This window comes from Pedobacter sp. GSP4 (genome assembly GCF_051857575.1).
Classification (GTDB): Bacteria; Bacteroidota; Bacteroidia; order Sphingobacteriales; family Sphingobacteriaceae; genus Pedobacter.
On the sequence record NZ_JBPZIR010000013.1, the window covers coordinates 87,114 to 108,118 of the forward strand.

Here is a 21,005-nt window from a genome sequence, read left to right on the forward strand (position 1 = left end):
ACATGTTAAAAATTAAAAAATATAGTGTTTTAGCCCTATCCCTAATCAGTTTATCAGCAGCTGCCCAAAAAGCAAAACCTTTGTTTGATGGTAAAACCCTAACCGGCTGGAAAGCGGTAGCAGGTGCCGCACCTTACAAAGTAGAAGACGGAATGATTGTAGGAACCATGACCAAAGGAACGCCAAACTCATTCTTGATTACCGAAAAAGAATATGGCGATTTTGTTTTGGAACTGGATGTAAAATTAGAAGGCGAAACCACCAATTCGGGTGTGCAAACGCGCAGCCATATCAAACCTGAAGGAAACAATGGCAAAGGATTGGTTTATGGCAGGCAGGTAGAAATCGATCCTACGCCCAGAGCATGGACAGGTGGGATTTACGATGAAGCCAGAAGGTTATGGTTGTACCCTTTAGAGCTTAACCCAACGGCCAAACCTTTATATAAAAAGAACGAGTTTAACCATTATAAAATTGAATGTACTGGCAACGAAACCAAAACCTGGGTTAACGGATCGCCGGTTGCCTATGTGATTGATACCTTGGATAAAACGGGGTTTATTGGTTTACAGGTTCACGGCATTGGGAACAACCTGGATAACGATGGCAAAAAAGTGTATTTCAAAAACATCAATATTCAAACAGAAGGTTTAAAGGCCAAAACTTTTCCGAAAGGGATTTATACCGTAAACTTAACACCAAATACCTTGTCGGCTTACGAAAAATCGGAAGGTTACAAACTTCTTTTTGATGGTAAAACCAATAATGGGTGGATTGGCGCCTACAAAACGGCCTTCCCTGCAAAAGGATGGAAAATTAGTGATGGCGTAATCAGTGTGGAGCCATCAGGTGGTGCCGAATCTACAAATGGAGGTGATATTGTAACCAAAGAGGAATTTGCGGCTTTCGATCTGTCGTTTGAATTTAAGCTTACACCAGGCGCCAACAGCGGGGTAAAATATTTTGTTACTTTAAGCGAGAAAAATACCGGTTCTGCCATCGGTTTGGAGTATCAGGTTTTAGATGATGTTTTACATCCTGATGCAAAATTGGGAAGAGATGGGAACCGTACTTTGGCCTCGCTGTACGATTTAATGACTTCGAAAAAAGAAGCCCGTTATCTGCGCCCAATTGGAAGCTGGAATAACGGCCGCTTGGTGGTTTATCCGAACAATAAGGTAGAACATTATTTAAATGGTGTGAAAGTGCTGGAGTACACACGCGGATCGGAAGAATTTAAAAAATTGGTGGCCATCAGTAAATATAAAGATTGGAAAAACTTTGGCGAAGCACCAAAAGGGCATATTCTTCTACAGGATCATGGCAATAAGGTAGATTTCAGAACCATTAAAATCAAAACTTTATAGATGCAACGCAGATTGTTTGTTAAAAAATCGGCATTGTTAAGCTCTGGTTTACTTTTAGGTAACCAGAGCTTTGCAGGTTTAATGGCCGAGGAGAATATTAATGTGGCCATGATCGGTTGTGGCGATCGGGGCAAAGGTGTATTATCGGTGATAAAATCGATGCCAACTAAATACAGTATCAAAGCGTATTGCGATCTGCTTGATTTTAGGCTTAAAGAGGCCGAAAAATATGTTCCTGCCGGTGCAAAAGCCATTAAAGATTACCGAAAGGTTTTAGACGATAAAACCATTCATGCTGTTTTTATTGCCACACCTTTGAGCGAGCATTTTAAAATTGCCGCAGCTGCCGTGCTTGCCGGAAAACATGTTTATGTAGAAAAAACCATGACCTACGATATTGCGCAGGCACTGGAACTTAAAAAGCTGGTAAAGCAGCATCCTGATCAGGTATTTCAGGTTGGTTACCAGTACCGGTATTCACCTTTGTACTTTAAAGTGAAGGAGATGATCCAAACCGGTTATCTGGGCAAGGTTACGCAGATAGATTGCCGCTGGGATAGAAATGGAAATTGGCGCAGGGCGGTTCCGGAACCATCATTAGAACGGAAAATTAACTGGCGCATGTACAAAGAATATTCTGGCGGACTGGCGGCTGAGCTTTTATCGCATCAGATTGATTTTATCAACTGGGCTTTCGAAACGCAACCTGATGAAATTATGGGATCGGGCGGGATAGATGTTTTTAAAGATGGGCGCGAAACCTATGATAATATTCAGGCCATTCTCCGTTATAAGGAAAAAGGAATGATCGGGAATTTTGGGGCTACCTGTGGTAATGCGCACGATGGCTACCTGTTTAAAATTAAAGGAACCAAAGGCTCGGTATCCTTACTTACTAATACTGGGCTCTTTTATCCGGAAGAGCAGACCAAAAAGGAGCTGGGCATTGTAGATGGCGTAACCGGGGCTACCAAAATTGTGGTCAATAAAGATGGGGGAATCCCGATTTTGGATAAAGCCACGATTGATGGGACCAACTATGCTCTGGATGAATTTTATAAATCGATAACCACCAAAAAGGAACCTGCATCCAATATCAATACAGGTACGCAGGCGGCTATTTGCGTAGCCATGTGTAACGAAGCCATTTACAGTGGCAACAAGCAGGTTTGGAAAGCTGAGTATAATGTGTAGTTTTTAGCCTGAGCTAGTAAAATGATTGTTGAAGTTCTTAAAAAGGCTCAGATAGACAATTTTTTTGATTTAGTGTAGAATATTTTATCGTTTCCAAAGTTGTCATTGCAATGACGATTATTCTTTTGGGGATTGTTAAAGATAGGAGAAGCCCGAGTTTGACTACTGCTGCATCAAAATCCTTTAGCTACAACCCTAAATACTCCGGCATTTCAGGCAAAAATTTAAAGCTGCCATTCTCCAGATCCATCTTGGCATAAACATGCTGTAAACCATTGGTAAGTACAATCCATTTGGCCTGGTGGATGGAATTGTACCTTGCTGCCTGATCGAAAACCGATTGGGTAATTTTTACTTTGGGCGCTTTGCATTCAATCAACATCAGTTTTTCGCCAGCTGTGTTGTACACCAAAATATCGCTCCGTTTTTGGAGCTGGTTTAGCACCAGTCCACCCTCAATCTGGATCAAAGTTCGTGGGAATTTCTTTTCTAAAATGAGGTGCTGTATAAAATGCTGGCGTACCCACTCTTCGGGCGTAAGCACCAGGTGCCTTTTCCTCAGCTCATCAAAAATAAAAACCACATCGTCTTTCTGGGTAATTTTAAATGGGTATGGCGGAAGATGAAGCGGGGTAGGGTTGAACATTTCAGTTATCAGTTGGCAGTTATCAGTTGGTAGTTCTCAGTTAACAATGCAACAATAAAACAATTTACAATGAAGCAATAAAACAATTAAACCCCAAAGTTAATTAATTTTACGGCACGCACGGAAATCTCCCATCTAACTTCTCAAATCTTACATTCTTTAACTTATAAACATTTATCCAAATCATAAAACCTAAATCGTAATTTTACGGCAATGACTGCTGCCGAAATTATTAAAGATATTAAAGCCCGAAAGTTCAAACCCGTGTATTTACTGCATGGAGAAGAATCTTACTATATCGATCAAGTAACAGATTATATTGAGGATAAATTGTTGAATGATGCCGAAAAGGGATTCAATCAAACTGTGCTTTATGGTAAAGATACCGATATGGCTACGGTTTTGGGTGCTGCAAAGCGATATCCAATGATGTCTGATTATCAGGTGGTGATTGTTAAAGAAGCACAGGATCTGAAATGGGGGAAAGAAGATGGTGGCAGCAAAGAGGGAGAATTTGTACTCAATTATTTTGAAAAACCCTTACCCAGCACCATTTTGGTATTGGCTTATAAATATGCAAATTTCGATAAGCGTAAAAAAATCTATAAAGCCATAAGTAAAAGTGGCTTGATTTTTCAGTCAGACCCGGTGCGCGATTATAAACTGGTGCCCTGGATTGAAGAATTTATCAAGGAAAAAGGGTATAAGATCGATCAGCAGGCATCGGCTTTAATGGCCGAATATTTAGGTACAGATTTGTCCAAAATAGCCAACGAGATTGAAAAACTGATGCTTAACGTACCTAAAGAGGTGACCATCAATAGCGATCTAGTTCAGAAAAATATTGGGATAAGCAAAGAATACAATGTTTTTGAACTGCAGAAAGCCCTGGCCATACGTGATGTATTAAAATGCAATAAAATTATCAACTATTTTGCCAGTAATCCAAAGGCCAACCCCACGGTAATGGTTCTGGCCAATTTGGGCGGTTATTTTACCAAGCTGTTAAAATATCATTATATTCCAAATAAAGCCGATGCAGCATCGGCATTGGGGGTACCTCCTTTTTTTATTAAAGATTACGAAGTTGCCGCCAGAAACTACCATACCGGTAAGGTTTTTCAGGTAATTGGCCTGCTCCGCGAGTATGATTTAAAAAGCAAAGGCTTAGACAGTACCGGCAATGTGGATGACGGAGAGCTGTTGAAAGAACTTGTTTTTAAGATTGTGCACTAATCTTTTTTTAGCAAAATACGATTCTATATTACCCATCAAACGTTTGCGCAGATTTTAGGCATTTTTACTTCGGTTAAATATCATTATTTTAGAAAATGATACCTCAAAACTGGGGCTAACCATTTCTAAGAATAGATGAAGAATACAATTATCTCAATCTTATTGCTGCTGTGCTTTTCAACAGTTTGCTGCGCGCAATCGTTAAAAAACTATAATCTTTCTTTTCCAAAACTGGCCAATAAATGGGATGAGGCCATGCCTTTGGGCAATGGAATGCTTGGCGTATTGATATGGGAAAAAAACAGTAAGCTCCGCCTTTCTTTGGACCGCGCAGATTTGTGGGACGAGCGGAAAGCTTTGGATATTTCTAAACTTACTTTTAAATGGGTAGAAGAACAGGTGCATAAAAATAATTATAGTGCTGTTCAAAAAATAGGCGATGAACCTTATGATAATAGTCCTTATCCAACTAAATTGCCAGCTGCGGCGCTTGAGTTCGATATTGCCAAACTGGGGAAAGTGGTATCGAACCAACTTGATATTGAAACAGCTTTAAACACGGTTAAATTTGAAGATGGAACTGTTTTTAACTGTTATATCCATGCAACTGAACAAAGGGGTTACTTTGGCCTGGAAAATTTAAAATCTACAGACCTATTGCCTGCACTTATTGTTCATAACTATAACAATGGGCAAACTGAAAATGGCGATAACAGCCATTCGGGTGCCGGTTTACAGAAACTGGGATACGGTAAAGGCACCGTAACCAAAACCGCCAATAGCGTTCGCTATCATCAACCTACTTATGATGGACATTATTTTGAAGTACTGGTGCAATGGCAAAAAATGGCTAACCGTAAAATAATCGGTTCGTGGACCATTACCAGTGATAAAGCAGCATCACTGCCGGTTATTTCTTCAACTGCCAAAGAGCCTACAGGCTGGGATAAGCACGTGGCCTGGTGGAAAGATTTCTGGGGCAAATCGAGTATTTCCATTCCTGATAAGCTGATCCAGAAACAATATTATTTAGAAATGTACAAGTTAGGCTGTGTGGCCAGAAAAGGTGCCCCGGCCATTACGCTACAGGCCGTTTGGACAGCAGATAACGGAAGTTTACCCCCCTGGAAAGGAGATTTTCATAACGACCTGAATACACAGTTGAGCTATTGGCCAACCTATACTGCCAACCATTTGGCTGAGGGGGCAACATTTACCGATTGGCTATGGAAAATTAGACCGCGAAATCTGGAATATACCAAACAATATTTTGGCGTAAATGGCTTAAATGTTCCAGGGGTAATTACCTTAAACGGCGATCCAATGGGTGGATGGATCCAGTATTCACTATCGCCAACAGTAAGCGCCTGGACCTCGCAGCACTTTTACTGGCAATGGAAATATGGAATGGATGAGGTGTTTTTAAAAACAAGGGCTTATCCATATATCCACGAAGCGGCAAGCTACCTCGAGCATATTACCACTTTAAAGAATGGTAAACGTACGCTGCCTTTAAGTTCGAGTCCGGAGTATAACGACAACAGCATTAAAGCCTGGTTTTTAAACTGGACGAATTTCGATTTATCATTGGCTAAATTTTTATTTAAAGCAGCAGCCGAAGTAAGCAAAGCGGATGGTAAGCCCGATGAAAGTAAGCACTGGCTGGAAATATTGGGGCAATTGCCAGATTATGAGGTAAATGAAACCGGTTTTACCATCGCCCCAGGAGCAAATTTAACCAGTTCGCACAGGCACATGTCGCAGTATATGGCCATTTACCCGCTTGATTTGCTCGATGTTAACAAAGAAAAAGATAAAACCATTATCGATAATTCCTTAAAACGTTTAGAAGAAATAGGCACAAGAGCATGGTGTGGTTATTCTTTTAGCTGGATGGCTTCTTTGTACGCCCGGGCCTACCAGGCAGATAAGGCCGTAAAACAACTGGAAATTTTTGCCAGTAATTTCTGTTCGCCTAATAGTTTCCACTTAAATGGCGATCAAAAAGGAGGGCAGTACTCGGGCTTCACTTATAGGCCTTTTACCCTTGAGGGGAACTTCGCTTTTGCTCAGGGCGTGCAAGAACTTTTGGTACAAAGCCGAAATGGTTACATACAGGCTTTTCCGGCCGTACCGCAAAGCTGGGCAAACGCCTCATTTAAAAATCTGCGCACAGAAGGGGCATTTTTGGTCAGCGGCATTAAAGAAAATGGAGTACCCATCAGCGTCAAAATCTATGCAGAAAAAGCCGGATTACTGCGTATAAAGCTTCCATTTAAAACCTATGTAGTTAAAAATTTACCTGCCGGAAGTGTAAAAATGGGTAATGATGGCATTGCAGAAATAAAGCTTAAACAAAAACAGACCATTCTTTTTGAGAATGGCTATGAATAAATTTTATACTTAAATTGTTATCGCGAAAAACCGATTGAAATCATATAACGGCTATTCAAAAACAATCTTTTCAGTTTAGCGATACGTATTTTATTCGAAAATTAAACCCATGCGGGGAAGATATTTCATCGCAATGGTAAGGGCATTGCTGTGTATTAAATAACAGCGAATAATTGCCCCTATAATATCCAATTTTGGGAGTTTTTTGGCTTTTTTGTCTTTGTAGTACTATGTTTATCACGCCCTTTCGTTGATCATTCAGCAATATTGGTCTTTTATTACTCCATACTCATTTTTTGTAAACAACTGGAATTTAGCTAATTGTGTTATCCATTAACTTGGGAAGATAATGGGCAAGGCGTCTAATCATTTGATTTGGATTATGCCATAATTTTGTGCTTCAATAATACGCTTACCGTTGTAAGCAAGGAAGTTAAGTCAAAATTTAAGTTGTTTGTTAATCCCTGTATCCTCTTCTTTTAACGCTGGTATAGTAAAATTTATATGGCATGTTTAAAAAAAATGCAGCTATATTTTTGTGTATCGCACCGTGGTTTTTAAGACTTGCTCTTTACCGCTTAACATCCTGTTTTTCCTTGTCTCATTTTTATGCTAAACGTCGATTAGCTTTTGAAAGTATCCGGCTTCACGTTTGCCTCCACCCCATAATTATCCATAATTACTCCAATATAATTTCTGGCATTTGTTAATGCGCTCGCTTATGAAAAAAAGGTTACTCTTCTCCACTTTTATCTTTTTACTTTTTTGTATCGATGTTTTTGGGCAATCGCCCAGATATTTAATCAATGCAGGTTTTGAAGTACCCGGTTTAAATTGCACGTCGGCGAGTTATTCCATTTTGGCCGAAAGTGAAGTGCCAGGTTGGGTAACCAGCGATATTGCAACACGAAATAGAGTGGTTTGTGGTACAACTTCTGGAACCATGCAGAATGGGATCGAAATTTGGTCCAATAATTATGGCAGCGTGCCAGCACATAGTGGAAGCCAGTTTGCTGAAGTAAATGCTTATATCGCCTCTGGGCTTTATCAAAATCTATGTTTATTACCCAATGAAACTGTTACTTTTTCGATTTGGCATCGAAAAAGAGAAAATGATGATACTAGAGAAAATTTAATTGTTGAGTTGATCGATCCCGCTACTGGTGTTACAGTTGGGAGAGCTTCAAGCAGTCACGATGCGGTTTATGGTTCTTGGACTTTATATTCTGGTACGGTAACCAATAATGGGGTGCAGGGCACCAGAAGGTTAGGTATTTTTGGGCGCCGTTACGCTAGCAATGGTTCAACTTCGGGTATTGATCAAAGTAGAGGTAACCTAATTGATGATGCGGATATAGACCTTAAGCCATTGGCCGATATTAGGCGTTTTACTTCACAGGTTGTTACCGAAGGCAGTGTAACCAATAGTGCTACCAGTTTGGAGCTGTACATTAGTGGTAATTTAAAAGATGCTGCTACCGTAACCTTACAAAAAAGCGGAAGCGCCACTTATAATACCGATTATACTATAGGAACACCTACCAAGGGATCGATATCAGTAGATGCGAATGGGAACATCGTATTAACCTTACCTCCAGGCGATTATGATTCGAGCAACAGTACGGGCGCTAACCAAGGTATTATATCCATCCCATTTACCGCAGTTAATGATGCCGTTACCGAAAGTGGTGGTGAAAGTATAACCTATACCGTAACCAATACTGCTGGTGGCGGTGGCGGCAATTCGAACCTAGATATGGCCTATAATATTGGCGGTTACAGTGCGGGCTGTTCGGTGCGGGTTGGTACCGCAACTTTTAATATTACCGATAGTCCGATTGTGCTCTCTGGCGAGTTATTTAATGATGCAGATGGGTTGAAAGACAATGCCATTAACGGTACAGGTACCAATATAGCCAATGGGATGTTTATTACCGTACTTAACGGTACAACTGTGGTGGCCACCAAAGCCATTCCCGCGTGTGGGCATGGTGCAGCTGGGCATAGACGGTTCCATGCTGAACCCGAACAGCCCCGAGCCCAACCAGCCGGTGGGCATGCAGAGCACCATTGTACCCGATGCAAGGGCAGGGGTGTGCTTTGCCAACAATAAATTTTATGCGGGCTTCTCGGTAGATAACCTGATTGCCACCTACATCAATATCGGCCGTTACGCCTTTATCCCACAGCCCAAACCGCATTATTACCTAACTGCAGGGGCACTTTTTCCGCTTTCTGAGGACTTTCAGATCAAACCCTCATTCCTGTTGAAGGACGACCGTGGCGGTCCGACGAGCTTGGACGTAAATGCGTTTTTATTGATCCGGGATGTTTTATGGGTTGGCGGCTCTTACCGTACCGGTGTAAAGCTGTACGATAAAAGTTACCTGCAGAAAGACCTTACCCAAAGAAATTCCATAGTAGCAGCGATCCAATTTTTTCCTTCCGAAAAGATCAGGATCGGTTATGGCTACGACTTTTCGATCGGGCCGTTGCAGGGCTACAGCAGTGGTACGCACGAGATTTCTATTGCTTATTCCTTTATTAAACAGGATATCAGATTGGCTACGCCAAGGGTTTTCTAGGATGAACAGTTCAGTTTTTGACCTAACTAGTTAAACAACATAATGAAGAAAATTTTAATAGGCACCTGCTTTTCTGCATACTGTTTCTTTGCCCTTGGTTTTTCGGCAAATGCGCAATATGTTTTAAAAGATGCTGACAAACAATACGGGCTGTTCAACTACAGCAAAGCGATAGACCTGTACGAGCAGGCCTATAAAAAGAAAGCGACCCTGCATGCGGCAGAGCGTTTGGCCAGTGCATACGCAATGGTGTACAACTACAAACAGGCCGAGAGCTGGTATGCCATTGCGGCGAAGATGCCTGGCAGCAGTCCCGAAAATACCCTTGGTTATGCCAGGGCGCTGCAGGGCAATTCTAAATACAGCGAGGCCAAAGTGCAGTACCTGGGCTATATCGAAAAAAAGAAGGATGTTTCCGAAAAGCAGCAGGCCGTTTGGGTAGCTTCCTGCGATTCGGCACTGAAATGGATCAAAACCCCCAAAAAGATAGAGCTCGTAAACCAGAAAGCGCTGAACAGCAGCCAGTCAGACTGGGGCGCCGTTAATTACCAGGGCGGTGTGGTGTTTACCTCCGATAGGTCGGACAGCAAACTGGAGAGCAGCGAGGGCAGGCCTTTTTTAAGGTTCGACGGATCGAAGGAACCCGATAAACAGGTTTACGGCTGGACTGGTAACGGTTACCTGAAACTGTACTTCAAGGCTTCGCCGAACGATAGCCTGCAGCTGTTCCCCATCAAGGCCGGTACCAGGTACCATGTGGGCTCGGCAAGCTTTACCGCCGATGGCCGTACCATGTACTTTACCCTGACTAGGATCTCCGATGAACTGGAGCGCTTAAAAAAACAGCCCACAACGGTCAATGTAGAGATCTTCAGCAGCACAAAAGGCAGTGATGGCAAATGGGGCGAACCCGTTTCCTTTGCCTATAACAACGTAAACGAATATTCGGTAGGCGATCCCTTTATCACCACCGATGGCAACAGCCTTTACTTTGCCTCAAATATGCCTGGCGGGCTTGGCGGTACCGATATCTACGTGTGCCTAAAAACAGATGCCGGAGAATGGGGCAAGCCGATCAACCTGAAAGAAGTGAACACGGAAGGGAACGACCGCAGTCCGGTACTAGATGAAAAAGATAATTTCTATTTCTCCAGTGACGGAAGAATAGGTATGGGCGGACTTGACGTTTATCGTGCCCGAAAATCAAATAATCTTATCCAAGAAATAGAAAATCTGGGCTATCCTTTCAACTCACCACAGGATGATTTTGGCTTTAGCCTGAACGAAAAAGGCGGTATTGTTTACCTTTCTTCCAACCGCGATGGCGGTGTGGGCAGCGATGACATTTATACCATCGACCAGAAAATGATCTTGGCCTTTAAACTGGAGGGCAGGGTGTTTGATAGAGGGAGCAACCAGCCTATTGCCGGTGCACTGGTAACCCTGACCAAAGTTAACGGTGGCATTTTAAAAACAGAAACCGATGATAACGGTGACTATAAATTTAACCTGGCCAAAGAGGCAGAATACAATGTTTCGGCAGAAAAAACAGGCTACCGTTCGGATGTGGAAAAACTAACCACCATTGGTTTAATTGCCTCCGGTAAGCTTACCCAAAATCTATATCTGGAAAATGTGGTAATTGATAAGGCCATCAGAATTGAGAATATTTATTACGACTTCGATAAATGGAATATCCGTGCAGATGCTGCGGTAGAACTGGACAAGCTGGTAAAGATCATGAAAGATAACCCAACCATCTGGATCGAGCTTGGTTCGCATACCGACAGCAGGGGCAAGGACGGCTACAACCTCAGCCTATCACAGAAAAGAGCCGAATCTGCTGTGCAGTACATCATCTCCAGGGGGATCGATAAAAACCGCATCGCGGCCAAAGGTTACGGCGAAACCCAGTTGCTGAATAAATGTGCAAATGGTGTAGACTGTACAGATGCAGAACACCAGCTAAACAGAAGGACCGAGTTTAAGATTGTAAAACAGTAAATAAAAAGAGTTGTCAGCTTTAATATTTTGCCTCCGGTTTTAACCGGAGGCATTTTTTGTTTTATTCCGCATCCCTAGTCATTTAACCACAGAGTCACAAAAAACACAATGAAAATAACAGAGAATGTAGAAAAAAAACGTGTTTTCTGTGCTTCCGTGACAAAACAAACCGTTACAAAAAGGTCTTAGCAGGACGCTAAGACCAGTAATGGTTTCAATCTGAGCCTACCCAAGGGCCGTTAATTTCCGTACTTTTTTGCTGTATACCCAGTAAAATACAATCGGATACACAAACAGATTAAAAAATGTATTGGTAATCAGTCCGCCAATTACAACAATGGCCAGCGGTTTCGATGCCTCAGAACCAATTCCGGTTGATAATGCCGCTGGCATCAAACCTATTGCAGCCATAAGGGCGGTCATCAATACCGGCCTGAACCTGCTGGCCACCCCGTCTCGCATGGCATCGGTAAAAGTCCAGCTGGGGTGGAACTTTAGTGCAGCGATATTGCTTTTAAAACGCGTAATTAAAATTACTCCATTTTGCACGCAGATACCAAAAAGAGCAATAAAACCTATCCCTGCCGAAATGTTAAAGTTTACACCCGAAATCAGTAGGGCCAGTATTCCACCGATCATGGCGAAAGGAACATTGTTCAATACCAATAAAGCATCGCGGATATTCCCAAAAAGTACAAACAGAATAAAGAAAATGAGCAATAAACTCACCGGTACAGCTTGCGATAAGCGGGTAATGGCCCTTTGCTGATTTTCAAAATCTCCAGCCCATTCCAGTTGATAGGCTTTGGGCAGTTTAATCTGATCGTTTACTTTTTGTTGCGCCTCTGCAATTACACTTCCCATATCACGGCCCCGGATAGAAAATTTAATCGCCCCATAACGTTTATGTTTATCGCGGTAAATCATGCTAGGGCCTGTAATTTTTTTAATGGTCGCGATTTCTCCCAGTTGAACATTAGTGCCCGATAGCGTGGGGATGCGGAGTTTGCCAATAGCGCTTTCATCATTCCTGAAATCTTCAGGGTAGCGGATAATCAGGTCAAATTTACGCTCGCCTTCATAAATCTGAGTAGGGGCTTTTCCGCCTATGGCCATTTCAATTACGGCATTTGCATCGGCTGTGCTTACCCCATAAAGTGCCATTTTCTTTTGATCAAGGTTAATTTGAAGTTCTGGCTGCCCAAGATTGCGCAAAATCCCCAGATCTTCAATCCCATCAACAGTTTTTAGAATCTGCTCGATTTTTTCTTCTTCCTTTTCAATAAAACTGAAATCATCCCCAAACATTTTTACTACGATTGAACCCTTAACCCCCGAAACGGCTTCTTCCACATTATCAGAAATCGGTTGGGAGAAATTTAAGCTAATACCCGGAAAACTTTTCAGTTTCTCCTGCATCCGCTCAATAAGCTGCTCTTTGGTCTGTTTGCGTTTCCATGCTTTGCGCGGGTAAATATCTACATGGAATTCCATATTGTAAAATCCTGTGGCATCTGTTCCATCATTTGGCCGGCCAGTCTGCGACATTACCTGTTTCACTTCTTCGAAACTCAAAAAAACTTTACGCATTTCGTTAGAAAGCTTTTTGGTTTCATTTAAAGAAATGCTCAATGGGCCTGTTGCCCTAACATAAATGGAGCCTTCATCCAAAGTAGGTAAAAATTCGGTGCCTAAAAATTTAAAGCTGAACGCACCTAAAATCAATATAATGATGGATATGGAAAACACGAGTTTCTTTTTGCCAAAACAGCTATTGTAAAATTTCATCGTTCCGCTTGTCATCCATGCTAAAAAGATATTGTGCTTTTCTTTTACATCTTTTTTGAGCAACAGCCCAGCCATAGCGGGCACCAAGGTAAAAGTGAGGATTAAAGCACCCAGTAATGCAAAACTTAATGTCCAGGCAAGCGGAGAGAACATTTTGCCTTCAACTTTTTCGAAGGTAAAAATGGGAAGCAATCCGGTTATGATAATTAATTTGGCAAACAGAATGCCTTTTCCGTTTTCTAAACAGGCTTTCTTAATTAAACCAAGCTTGCTCATTTTGTTGAAACGCTCCATCCCAACTTTTTTGGCCCTGATATCCAAAGCAACGAAAATGCCTTCAACCATTACCACAGCTCCATCGATGATAATGCCAAAATCGATCGCACCCATAGAGAGTAAATTGGCTGGCATGCCCTTTAATTTCAAACAGATAAAAGCAAAAAGTAAAGCTAGCGGGATAATGATGGATACTATGAGGGTGGTCCGCCAGTCGGCCATAAAAAGGAACACAATCAGCGTAACAAACAAAATTCCTTCAAGCATATTGCCCATTACCGTATGAACCGAATAGTTGATGAGATCTTCGCGGTCGTAAAAGGCTTTTATTTGGACATCATCAGGCAAAATGCCGTTGTTTATGGTATTTATTTTTTCTTTTAGCCGGGCAATTACTTCGCTCGGGTTGCCACCTTTACGCATCACCACTATTCCTTCCACCACATCTGGGTCTTTATCTCTCCCTACCTGACCCAAGCGTGGTAAGGCCGATTCGGCAACTTCGGCAATGGTTTTTACATAAATTGGTGTTCCGTTAACATGATCAACTACTACGTTTCTGATTTCGTCAATATTGTTGAGCACACCGATTCCGCGTACCACATACGCCTGACCGCTCTGAACAATTACATCGCCGCCTACATTGATATTGCTCTTGGCAACAGCCTCGAAAAGCTCGGTAGCGGTAACGCCATATTGGATTGATTTTAAGGGGTCAACCGTAATCTGGTAAGTTTTTACCTCACCACCGAAACTAACCACATCGGCAATGCCAGAAACCGATAACAATTCCCTTTGTATTACCCAATCTTGTAAGGTTTTGAGCTCGCGTACCGATTTTTTATCGCTGGTTAAGGTATACCTGAAAATTTCTCCCGTTGGACCATACGGGGGCTGCACTTCTGGTTGGATACCCGCTGGAAGATCGGCTTCGGCCAAATGGTTGTTTACCTGAACGCGGGCCTCGGCATAAGCTACATCATCCTCAAAACTTACTTTAACAATCGATAATCCGAAAAGGGAAGAAGAGCGGATACTCACCCTTTTTTCGGTTGGGTTCATGGCAATTTCGAGCGGTCTGCTTACAAACTTTTCTACCTCTTCGGCACTGCGGCCAGGCCATTGGGTAATAATGGTAATGTTGGTGTTGGTAACATCCGGAAAGGCATCAATGGTAGTACTTTTAAAACTCAGGTAACCCGCCAAAATGAGTATGAAAGTTGCGAAAAAGATAAAATATTTGTTCTTCAGCGAAAAGCTGATTATGCTTTTTATAAATTTATTCATCACAGAATAGGCTAAAAATGAAGGGAGTTTATTGCGTTTTCAGGTTCTCGAACAGAAATACCTGTTTTGATGCGATTACCCTATCGCCGGCTTTTACACCTTTGCTAACGTAGATTTTATCGGCAGTTTTACGCCCGATTTCGATCTGTTGGATGCGCACTTTATTTTCTGCGCCCAGCACCAGAACATAATTTTTATTGTCATCGAAAATTACAGCCCTTGCATTGACCACCGGAAGGTCTACATCTGTATTGGCCGATACTTTAACCGTTCCGAGCATACCAGGTTTTAATAAATATTTAGGATTGGAAATAACCACCCGCGCATGCATTACTTTGCTATCCTGATCGATGAGATTGTAGATTTTATCTATTTTTCCACTGAAAACCTGTTCCGGATAAGCGAGTGTAGTGAGGTTTACCTCATTGCCCGTTTTAATGCGCGAGATGTCTGATTCATAAATATTGATCATTGCCCAAACATGGGAGAGGTCGGCTATGGTAAATAAACTTTTGTCGTTATCGGCCCGGAGCTGCATATTGTCGGTTACGTTTTTTTCAATAACAAAACCATTTATGGGCGATTTAATTGCGTAAGCGCCACTATGGCTGCCGCCATTTAGTTTCAACACCGAACCAGCGCGTTTAAGCTCGGCTTTTTTGATCTGATAATCATTTTTAGCCTCTTCCAGTTCTTTTGCCGATGATAAACCACTTGCATAAAGCTGTTCGACCTGTTGGAGTGTACGTAGAGCGGTTTTAAGATCGGCATTGGCAGCCGTTAATTCCTTATCGAAACCGGCCATCTCAGCACTGTTTACCGTAGCCAGGATCTGGCCGGCCTTAACCTCATCGCCCAACCTTACCTTAACCTGGCTAACCGAGCCGCTCACCATGGGGAAAAGCGCCGACTGGCGATCTTGATTGGCCGTTATTTTTGCCGAAAAGATAATGTCGGCTCGGCTGTTGGCTTCTTGTACTGTATCAATTAGCAGGCGGTTTAATAGAGAATCGGTGATGGCCAATTTTTCGGGCGCAGTTTCGGCTTTGTTGCTGCTGCAGGCAAGTGTTAAACCAATAACCGAAAATATAGTGGCCCGTAATAGGTTTGTAAATGTAGTTTGCATGGTGTTATCTAAAAAGGTTAGTGCCTGTTACATAATTTAATTCTTCTCTCGAACTTCTATTTTCGAACTGCAGGTTGTTTAACCTGAGTGTATTTTCTTTGTAAGATTCGTACAGATCTAAAAACTCTAACAGATTGATATTTCGCTCCTTTAGGTTTTTGATGAGGCCAGTGATGAGCTTATTGAAATCGGCATTAAAGCCCGTATCGATATCTACCAGCAGTTTTTCATTCCTAATTGCTGTGCGGTAGGCATTAAAAACTTCGTTTTCCAACAAAAGCACCTGTTTTTTAATGGCGAGCTCAGCCGCATCTATCCCAATTTTGGCCTTCTTAATTTCGCCTTGGTTCCGGTTAAAAAGTGGAATGGGAATTTTTATCCCTAAGCCGGTATACTTTTCGGGGTAGTTTCCCTTTAAATCATAACTGAGCGAAATTTCGACATCGGGAACAGCCATTGCTTTTTGCAGTTTTAAGTTAACCTCGCTGTATTCGAGCCTGGCGTTCGCTAATTTTAAATCGCTTCTGTGGTTTTTTGCCGAATCGAGCAGGGCGGTATAAGTGATCTGATTTAAAGCCAAATGGTTATTTTCTGTAGGCAATAGCAGCAATAGATTAGCCCTTGGCTGTAATCCGCAGAGCAATCTTAAATCCTTATAGTTGTCTTCCAGATCGTTTAAAAGTGCTTGATGCTCGGCTTTAAGTGAAATTAGAAGCGATTTGATGCGGATTACCTCTTTCAAGGCAACGTTGCCCATCTTAAACTGAACGTTGTAAGCATTGAGCAGGTTTTCTGTTGAGGAAATCTGTTCGGTATAAACCTTTAGCGATTGCGCAGAGAAATAGGTTTTGTAAAAGGTATTTCTGAGTTCGAACTTTAGGCTGCGTACCAGATCGAAGTATTCCATTTCGGCAAGCTTAACCCCGGCCTGCGCCTGTTTGATGTTTTTATTTCTTTTGCCTGCCAGTTTGAAGAGTTGAGAAACAGCACCGGCATACTGGCCATAAGCAAACGAGGTTTGAAAAAACTTCTTTGTTTCGCGGTTGTAAAAAAGGTTTTCGTACTCCAACTGCGGGTTATCGAACAATTTGGCCGTAATGATATCGGCTTTGGCCTGTTCTATCTGAAACTGACTGGCCAGGAGATCGAGATTATTTTTGAAAAAATAACTTTCGGCCTGTGGTAAACTGAGCTTAAGTGTATCGGTTTGTGCAAAAGTTGGCTTAGCCAGCGTAAGCAAAACCAGCAAACAAGATGTCCCTATTCTGATCATGCGGCAAAGCTATCCTTGCCGGATTAAAGGCCGATTAAACCGGGATTAAAAGCGGATTAATTTGCGGGAGTGTGATGGTAAAAGTACATGTTGAGGTGTCGGCAGCTACTTCTATTTTCCCTTCAAATAGCGCAATAATTTTTTGCGCCATATAGAGCCCCATGCCTTCGCCTTTTTGTCCGGCTTCTTCTGCTAAGGTGTAAAATGGCCTAAAAATTTCTTCGCGCTGCTGCACCGCTACGCCTTTACCTTGATCGCTGATGTGGATCAATAAATGATTATCGCGTTTGATTAAAAGGCAGCTTACTTTTTGGTTGTTTGAAAATTTAAAAGCATTCGAAATAACATTGTCCAGTGCAATCTGTAATAAGGTAGCGTTGGCTAAAATCAAAGGGTTAACCGCAGGGTCAGATTCTTGCAGCACTTCGAGTTCGAGGTTTTGCTTTGACCATTCTGACTGGATTTTGAGCAGCAGGGTATCTAATTGAATAACAGAAAGCTGCGAGTTGATTAAATCGAGATCCATTTTTGCCAAAGCAAGAAGGCCTGTAATCATGTGGTCCATTTTTTCCGTATCTTCTAAAACCGAGCGGATTACCTGTTGGTATGCTTCCGCATCGCGGTTTTTTGATAAGGAGAGTTCTGCTGCCATCATCATCCTGGTAATGGGGGTGCGCAGTTCGTGCGAAGCATTGGCAATAAATGTTTTTTGCAGGATAAATGCCTGTTCCAGTTCTTCCATCAAGTGGTTAAAGCTCTGTGCAATCAGGTTAATTTCATCTTTGGTCTGGTTTTCAGCAACCCTAAAGCCCAGATTCTGCGAGCCTACCTGTTTCACATCATCCATAAATTTTTTCAAAGGCTTCAGCATTTTTTCGGCAATCCATCTGCTCAGCAACAGTACAATGGCCGATATGGCGATGAAAACAACCACCATAATTTTTAACAGTCCGTTTAGGCGGTTGCGCGAACCCTGATCGGTGGCTGCGGCCAGAATCACAAAATCGCCCTGGTTATCTTTGTAATAAATGCCCACAACCTGCCTTTCACCATCGGTATATTGCAGGTGTTTTTGCTTCCGCACCAGGTTAATGGTCGTTTTTGTCCAGTACTGGGCCGAATCGCCAATAAAGGTTGCGCGGTTTTTATCATCGTAAATGCGGATAACTTCGCTGTTTAACTTTTGTAAATATTTATGGCGTACATCGGTTAGCGCATCGCGGCTAATTTCGTCGGCCTCTAAATAAAGTTTGGCCGTAACCATTGTTCTATCGGTTAACCTTTCGAAAAAATCAGCCTGCAGAAATTTCATAAAAGTAAAATACACTACGCAGAGTACCGCCAACAGTAAAGAAGTACTGATCAGGGTAAAATACAGCGCAATCCGGTCTTTTATTTTCATTACTTTAAAATATAGCCCATGTTTATTTTGGTGTGGATGAGCTTTCGGTCGAAATCCTTATCTATCTTTTTTCTCAAAAAATTAATGTACACATCGATAACGTTGGTGCCGGTTTCAAAATTGATGTCCCAAACCTGCTCAGCAATAAACTGGCGGGAAAGCAGGCGGTTTGGATGGCACAGAAAGAGCTCGAGCAGTACAAATTCTTTCGCGCTCAGTTCAATTGCTCTGCCTGCACGCGTAACCTCTTTACTGTAACTATCCAGGCAAAGATCTTCAAAACACAGTTTTGGCTCCGTTTTTATGGTGGATATAGCATTACGCCGCAATAGGGCCGAAACCCTTGCCAATAACTCCCGTAAGTGGAAAGGCTTAACCAGATAATCATCAGCGCCAGCTTCCAAACCGGTAACCTTATCATCAATAGTGCCCATTGCGGTAAGCATAAGGATAGGGGTATGTACGCCATTACTGCGGAGGTGTTTGCATAGCTGAAGACCATTTAAACCGGGCATCATAATGTCGATAATCAGCAGATTGAAGCCTGTATCAGGAAAGGCTTCGAGGGCAGCAATCCCGTTATTTATGTTTTGCACTTCATAGCCATTCTCTTCCAATGCCGACTGTAAAAGTGCGGCAATTTTAACATCATCTTCTGCTATTCCAATTTTAAGCATGCTGCAAAAATAAGTATCTCAGCTTAAAACCACATTAAAATGGAACGGTTCGATTACTTCGTGGTTTCAGGCCCGATTTAATTATTCGGGTAGATAACCTCGATAAAGTTTACTGTAATTAATATGCAGGGCCCGGACAATCGTTTATTGAATTCCGTAATCTAAAGAATAATAAAGTGCTAGTTACAAGCGCTACTGTTAGGCCTTTTGTGACTAATTGGTTATGGTGTATGCATTTACCAAGTTAGTTTGGAATTCAAGTATAATAAAAAAGAACCATATTGCCTCCGCGTTAAAATTTAACCAGCCTATATAATTATTTCCTAATCCGTTCTCTTTTGTTAGTTTTGGGCTTTAAACATTAGCAATAAACAAGGGCTTATTTTGCATTTGCAGAAGCTGTAAGCCCATTAAACTCCAAAATAAATGAACCATTGGTTAGTCAAATCAGAGCCTTTTAAATACAGCTGGGAAAAATTTAACGAAGATGGGCGTACCTTTTGGGATGGCGTGCGCTGTTTTTGAACCGTTTTATAGTTTGGTTCAAGGCTTTTTCTGCCACTCATTTCCTCTGATTTTGCTCTAAAATCGCTCTTTTTTACTCATTTTGTCGGCTGTTTTGTCGCCAATTTGAGGCTCAAAATGATTCAGTATATATCCGTTTAAAGAACTTGGAACACGCTTATCGACAAGCGTAGCGGAGTTAATAATTTGTTATTTGTCGCTAAGTTAATTAAATTTCGCCTTCATCAGCAAAGCTATAATAACTGTCTTCGCTTAAAATAATGTGATCCCACACAGTAATATCCAACAGCTTTCCGCACTCTACCAATCTCTTTGTTAACTTAATATCCGATTCACTCGGCTTAGTTCCTCCACTGGGGTGATTATGTACTAGGATCAAGGATGAACAGTTAGCTTTTAAAGCAGTAGTAAACACTACCTTAGGATCAACATAAGTACCACTGACACCACCCATTGAGATATCTACAATGCCAAGCACTCGGTTACTTCTGTTTAGTAGCAATACTTTAAATTCTTCGAGGAATGCAATCTTCCCCATATCCCATTGACTCTTTAAAAGCTGAAATGTTTGGTTTGATGAGGTAATCCGAGGGCGATCATTAATGTTGTAATCTGGCTTGTAGCTTACCTGAACTTCAGCTACTTTGTAAACTTGTGTTTCTTGTACCATAGTTGTATCTATTTAAATATGGCACTTGTATCAAGCTTTCAAACCAATTAAGTAAAGGAGGAACGGAATAAATGGACAGTGCGGTTGCTACATGAGCGTTTATGCCGTAGTTCCTTTAAACGTATTGGGAGGATAAGCTTAAATTGGTGGAATAGTTAGATAGATGTTATATATCTATACTCCTCAATATCCAGTTTTCAATCTATTTCTTTCCTTTAAGGGGTAGGTTTAAGTTTTGGATATTCAAACTTGTATGGATACTGGCCATCTGTGCTTGCTTTGATAAAAGTGTACACTCTTAAAGAAGAACTGGCACTTACCTAAATACCTCATTGCCACTAACCTGAAAGATAGCTTGCCTTTACGATCAATATCCAAAAGTCTTACTGATTCTTAACTTTAAGGGGAAGTTTTAAATCTTGGATATTGGGGTTGTAAGCTCCCCTGTTTTTCAGACCATTCAAAAGTATAATTTTGTCCTCAACTTTCCTGCAATAAATCGATGGGAGATTTGAAGTTCAATGCCTGGTGTGGTCGATGGTAATTATAGTCCAT

14 protein-coding genes and 1 pseudogene are annotated in these 21,005 nt (G+C 41.7%); 8 read left to right on the forward strand and 7 right to left on the reverse strand.

Going from position 1 to position 21,005, the window contains the following annotated elements; translation table 11 throughout:
• Positions 1-2: 2 nt before the first annotated feature.
• Complete coding sequence (locus ACS5PU_RS23620; protein WP_439461622.1) at positions 3-1,367, forward strand: 3-keto-disaccharide hydrolase; 1,365 nt, start codon at positions 3-5, stop codon at positions 1,365-1,367.
• Positions 1,368-2,561, forward strand: coding sequence for a Gfo/Idh/MocA family protein (locus ACS5PU_RS23625; RefSeq protein ID WP_439461623.1), 1,194 nt, complete (start codon positions 1,368-1,370; stop codon positions 2,559-2,561). It abuts the gene before it with no gap.
• A gap of 187 nt (positions 2,562-2,748) precedes the next feature.
• Here ACS5PU_RS23625 and ACS5PU_RS23630 read toward each other — a convergent pair whose 3' ends face one another.
• Positions 2,749-3,207: a type I restriction enzyme HsdR N-terminal domain-containing protein gene (locus tag ACS5PU_RS23630; RefSeq protein WP_439461624.1), complete on the reverse strand. Its 459-nt coding sequence runs from the start codon at positions 3,205-3,207 to the stop codon at positions 2,749-2,751.
• Between the two features lie 213 nt (positions 3,208-3,420).
• Between ACS5PU_RS23630 and holA the strand changes: the two genes are divergently transcribed.
• From holA to ACS5PU_RS23655, 5 genes are all read left to right on the forward strand, one after another.
• Positions 3,421-4,443, forward strand: a complete 1,023-nt coding sequence (gene holA, locus ACS5PU_RS23635; protein ID WP_439461625.1) for a DNA polymerase III subunit delta — start codon at positions 3,421-3,423, stop codon at positions 4,441-4,443.
• Between the two features lie 135 nt (positions 4,444-4,578).
• A complete protein-coding gene (locus tag ACS5PU_RS23640; protein WP_439461626.1) occupies positions 4,579-6,837 on the forward strand; it encodes a glycosyl hydrolase family 95 catalytic domain-containing protein in 2,259 nt (752 codons plus the stop codon).
• 721 nt (positions 6,838-7,558) lie between these two features.
• The gene (locus ACS5PU_RS23645; RefSeq protein ID WP_439461627.1) at positions 7,559-8,950 is read left to right on the forward strand and encodes a hypothetical protein; all 1,392 of its coding nucleotides are present in this window, start codon (positions 7,559-7,561) and stop codon (positions 8,948-8,950) included.
• A complete protein-coding gene (locus tag ACS5PU_RS23650; protein WP_439461628.1) occupies positions 8,853-9,422 on the forward strand; it encodes a PorP/SprF family type IX secretion system membrane protein in 570 nt (189 codons plus the stop codon). The genes ACS5PU_RS23645 and ACS5PU_RS23650 overlap by 98 nt, the downstream gene beginning before the upstream one ends.
• Before the next feature lie 42 nt (positions 9,423-9,464).
• Positions 9,465-11,426, forward strand: coding sequence for an OmpA family protein (locus ACS5PU_RS23655; protein ID WP_439461629.1), 1,962 nt, complete (start codon positions 9,465-9,467; stop codon positions 11,424-11,426).
• Positions 11,427-11,651: 225 nt separating this feature from the next.
• On the opposite strand, the gene ACS5PU_RS23660 is transcribed toward ACS5PU_RS23655, so the two are convergent.
• Genes ACS5PU_RS23660 through ACS5PU_RS23680 form a run of 5 tightly spaced genes read right to left on the reverse strand, consistent with a single transcriptional unit; the run spans position 11,652 to position 19,255 of the window.
• Positions 11,652-14,777 (reverse strand): efflux RND transporter permease subunit, encoded by a 3,126-nt coding sequence (locus ACS5PU_RS23660; RefSeq protein WP_439461630.1) that lies wholly within the window; start codon positions 14,775-14,777, stop codon positions 11,652-11,654.
• A 28-nt stretch (positions 14,778-14,805) separates the two neighbouring features.
• A complete protein-coding gene (locus ACS5PU_RS23665; protein WP_439461631.1) occupies positions 14,806-15,903 on the reverse strand; it encodes an efflux RND transporter periplasmic adaptor subunit in 1,098 nt (365 codons plus the stop codon).
• A gap of 4 nt (positions 15,904-15,907) precedes the next feature.
• Positions 15,908-17,176 (reverse strand): TolC family protein, encoded by a 1,269-nt coding sequence (locus ACS5PU_RS23670; protein WP_439461632.1) that lies wholly within the window; start codon positions 17,174-17,176, stop codon positions 15,908-15,910.
• Between the two features lie 34 nt (positions 17,177-17,210).
• A complete protein-coding gene (locus ACS5PU_RS23675; protein WP_439461633.1) occupies positions 17,211-18,578 on the reverse strand; it encodes an ATP-binding protein in 1,368 nt (455 codons plus the stop codon).
• Positions 18,578-19,255 carry a response regulator transcription factor gene (locus ACS5PU_RS23680; RefSeq protein ID WP_439461634.1) on the reverse strand — a complete coding sequence of 226 codons (678 nt, stop codon included), beginning with the start codon at positions 19,253-19,255 and terminating at the stop codon, positions 18,578-18,580. Before ACS5PU_RS23680 ends, ACS5PU_RS23675 begins: the two co-directional genes overlap by 1 nt.
• A gap of 426 nt (positions 19,256-19,681) precedes the next feature.
• On the opposite strand from ACS5PU_RS23680, the pseudogene ACS5PU_RS23685 reads away from it, so the two are divergent.
• Positions 19,682-19,771 (forward strand): annotated as a pseudogene (locus ACS5PU_RS23685) (EVE domain-containing protein); the annotation flags it as partial.
• Between the two features lie 217 nt (positions 19,772-19,988).
• Here the strand turns inward: ACS5PU_RS23685 and ACS5PU_RS23690 are convergent.
• Positions 19,989-20,450 carry a JAB domain-containing protein gene (locus ACS5PU_RS23690; protein ID WP_439461635.1) on the reverse strand — a complete coding sequence of 154 codons (462 nt, stop codon included), beginning with the start codon at positions 20,448-20,450 and terminating at the stop codon, positions 19,989-19,991.
• Between the last annotated feature and the right edge of the window lie 555 nt (positions 20,451-21,005).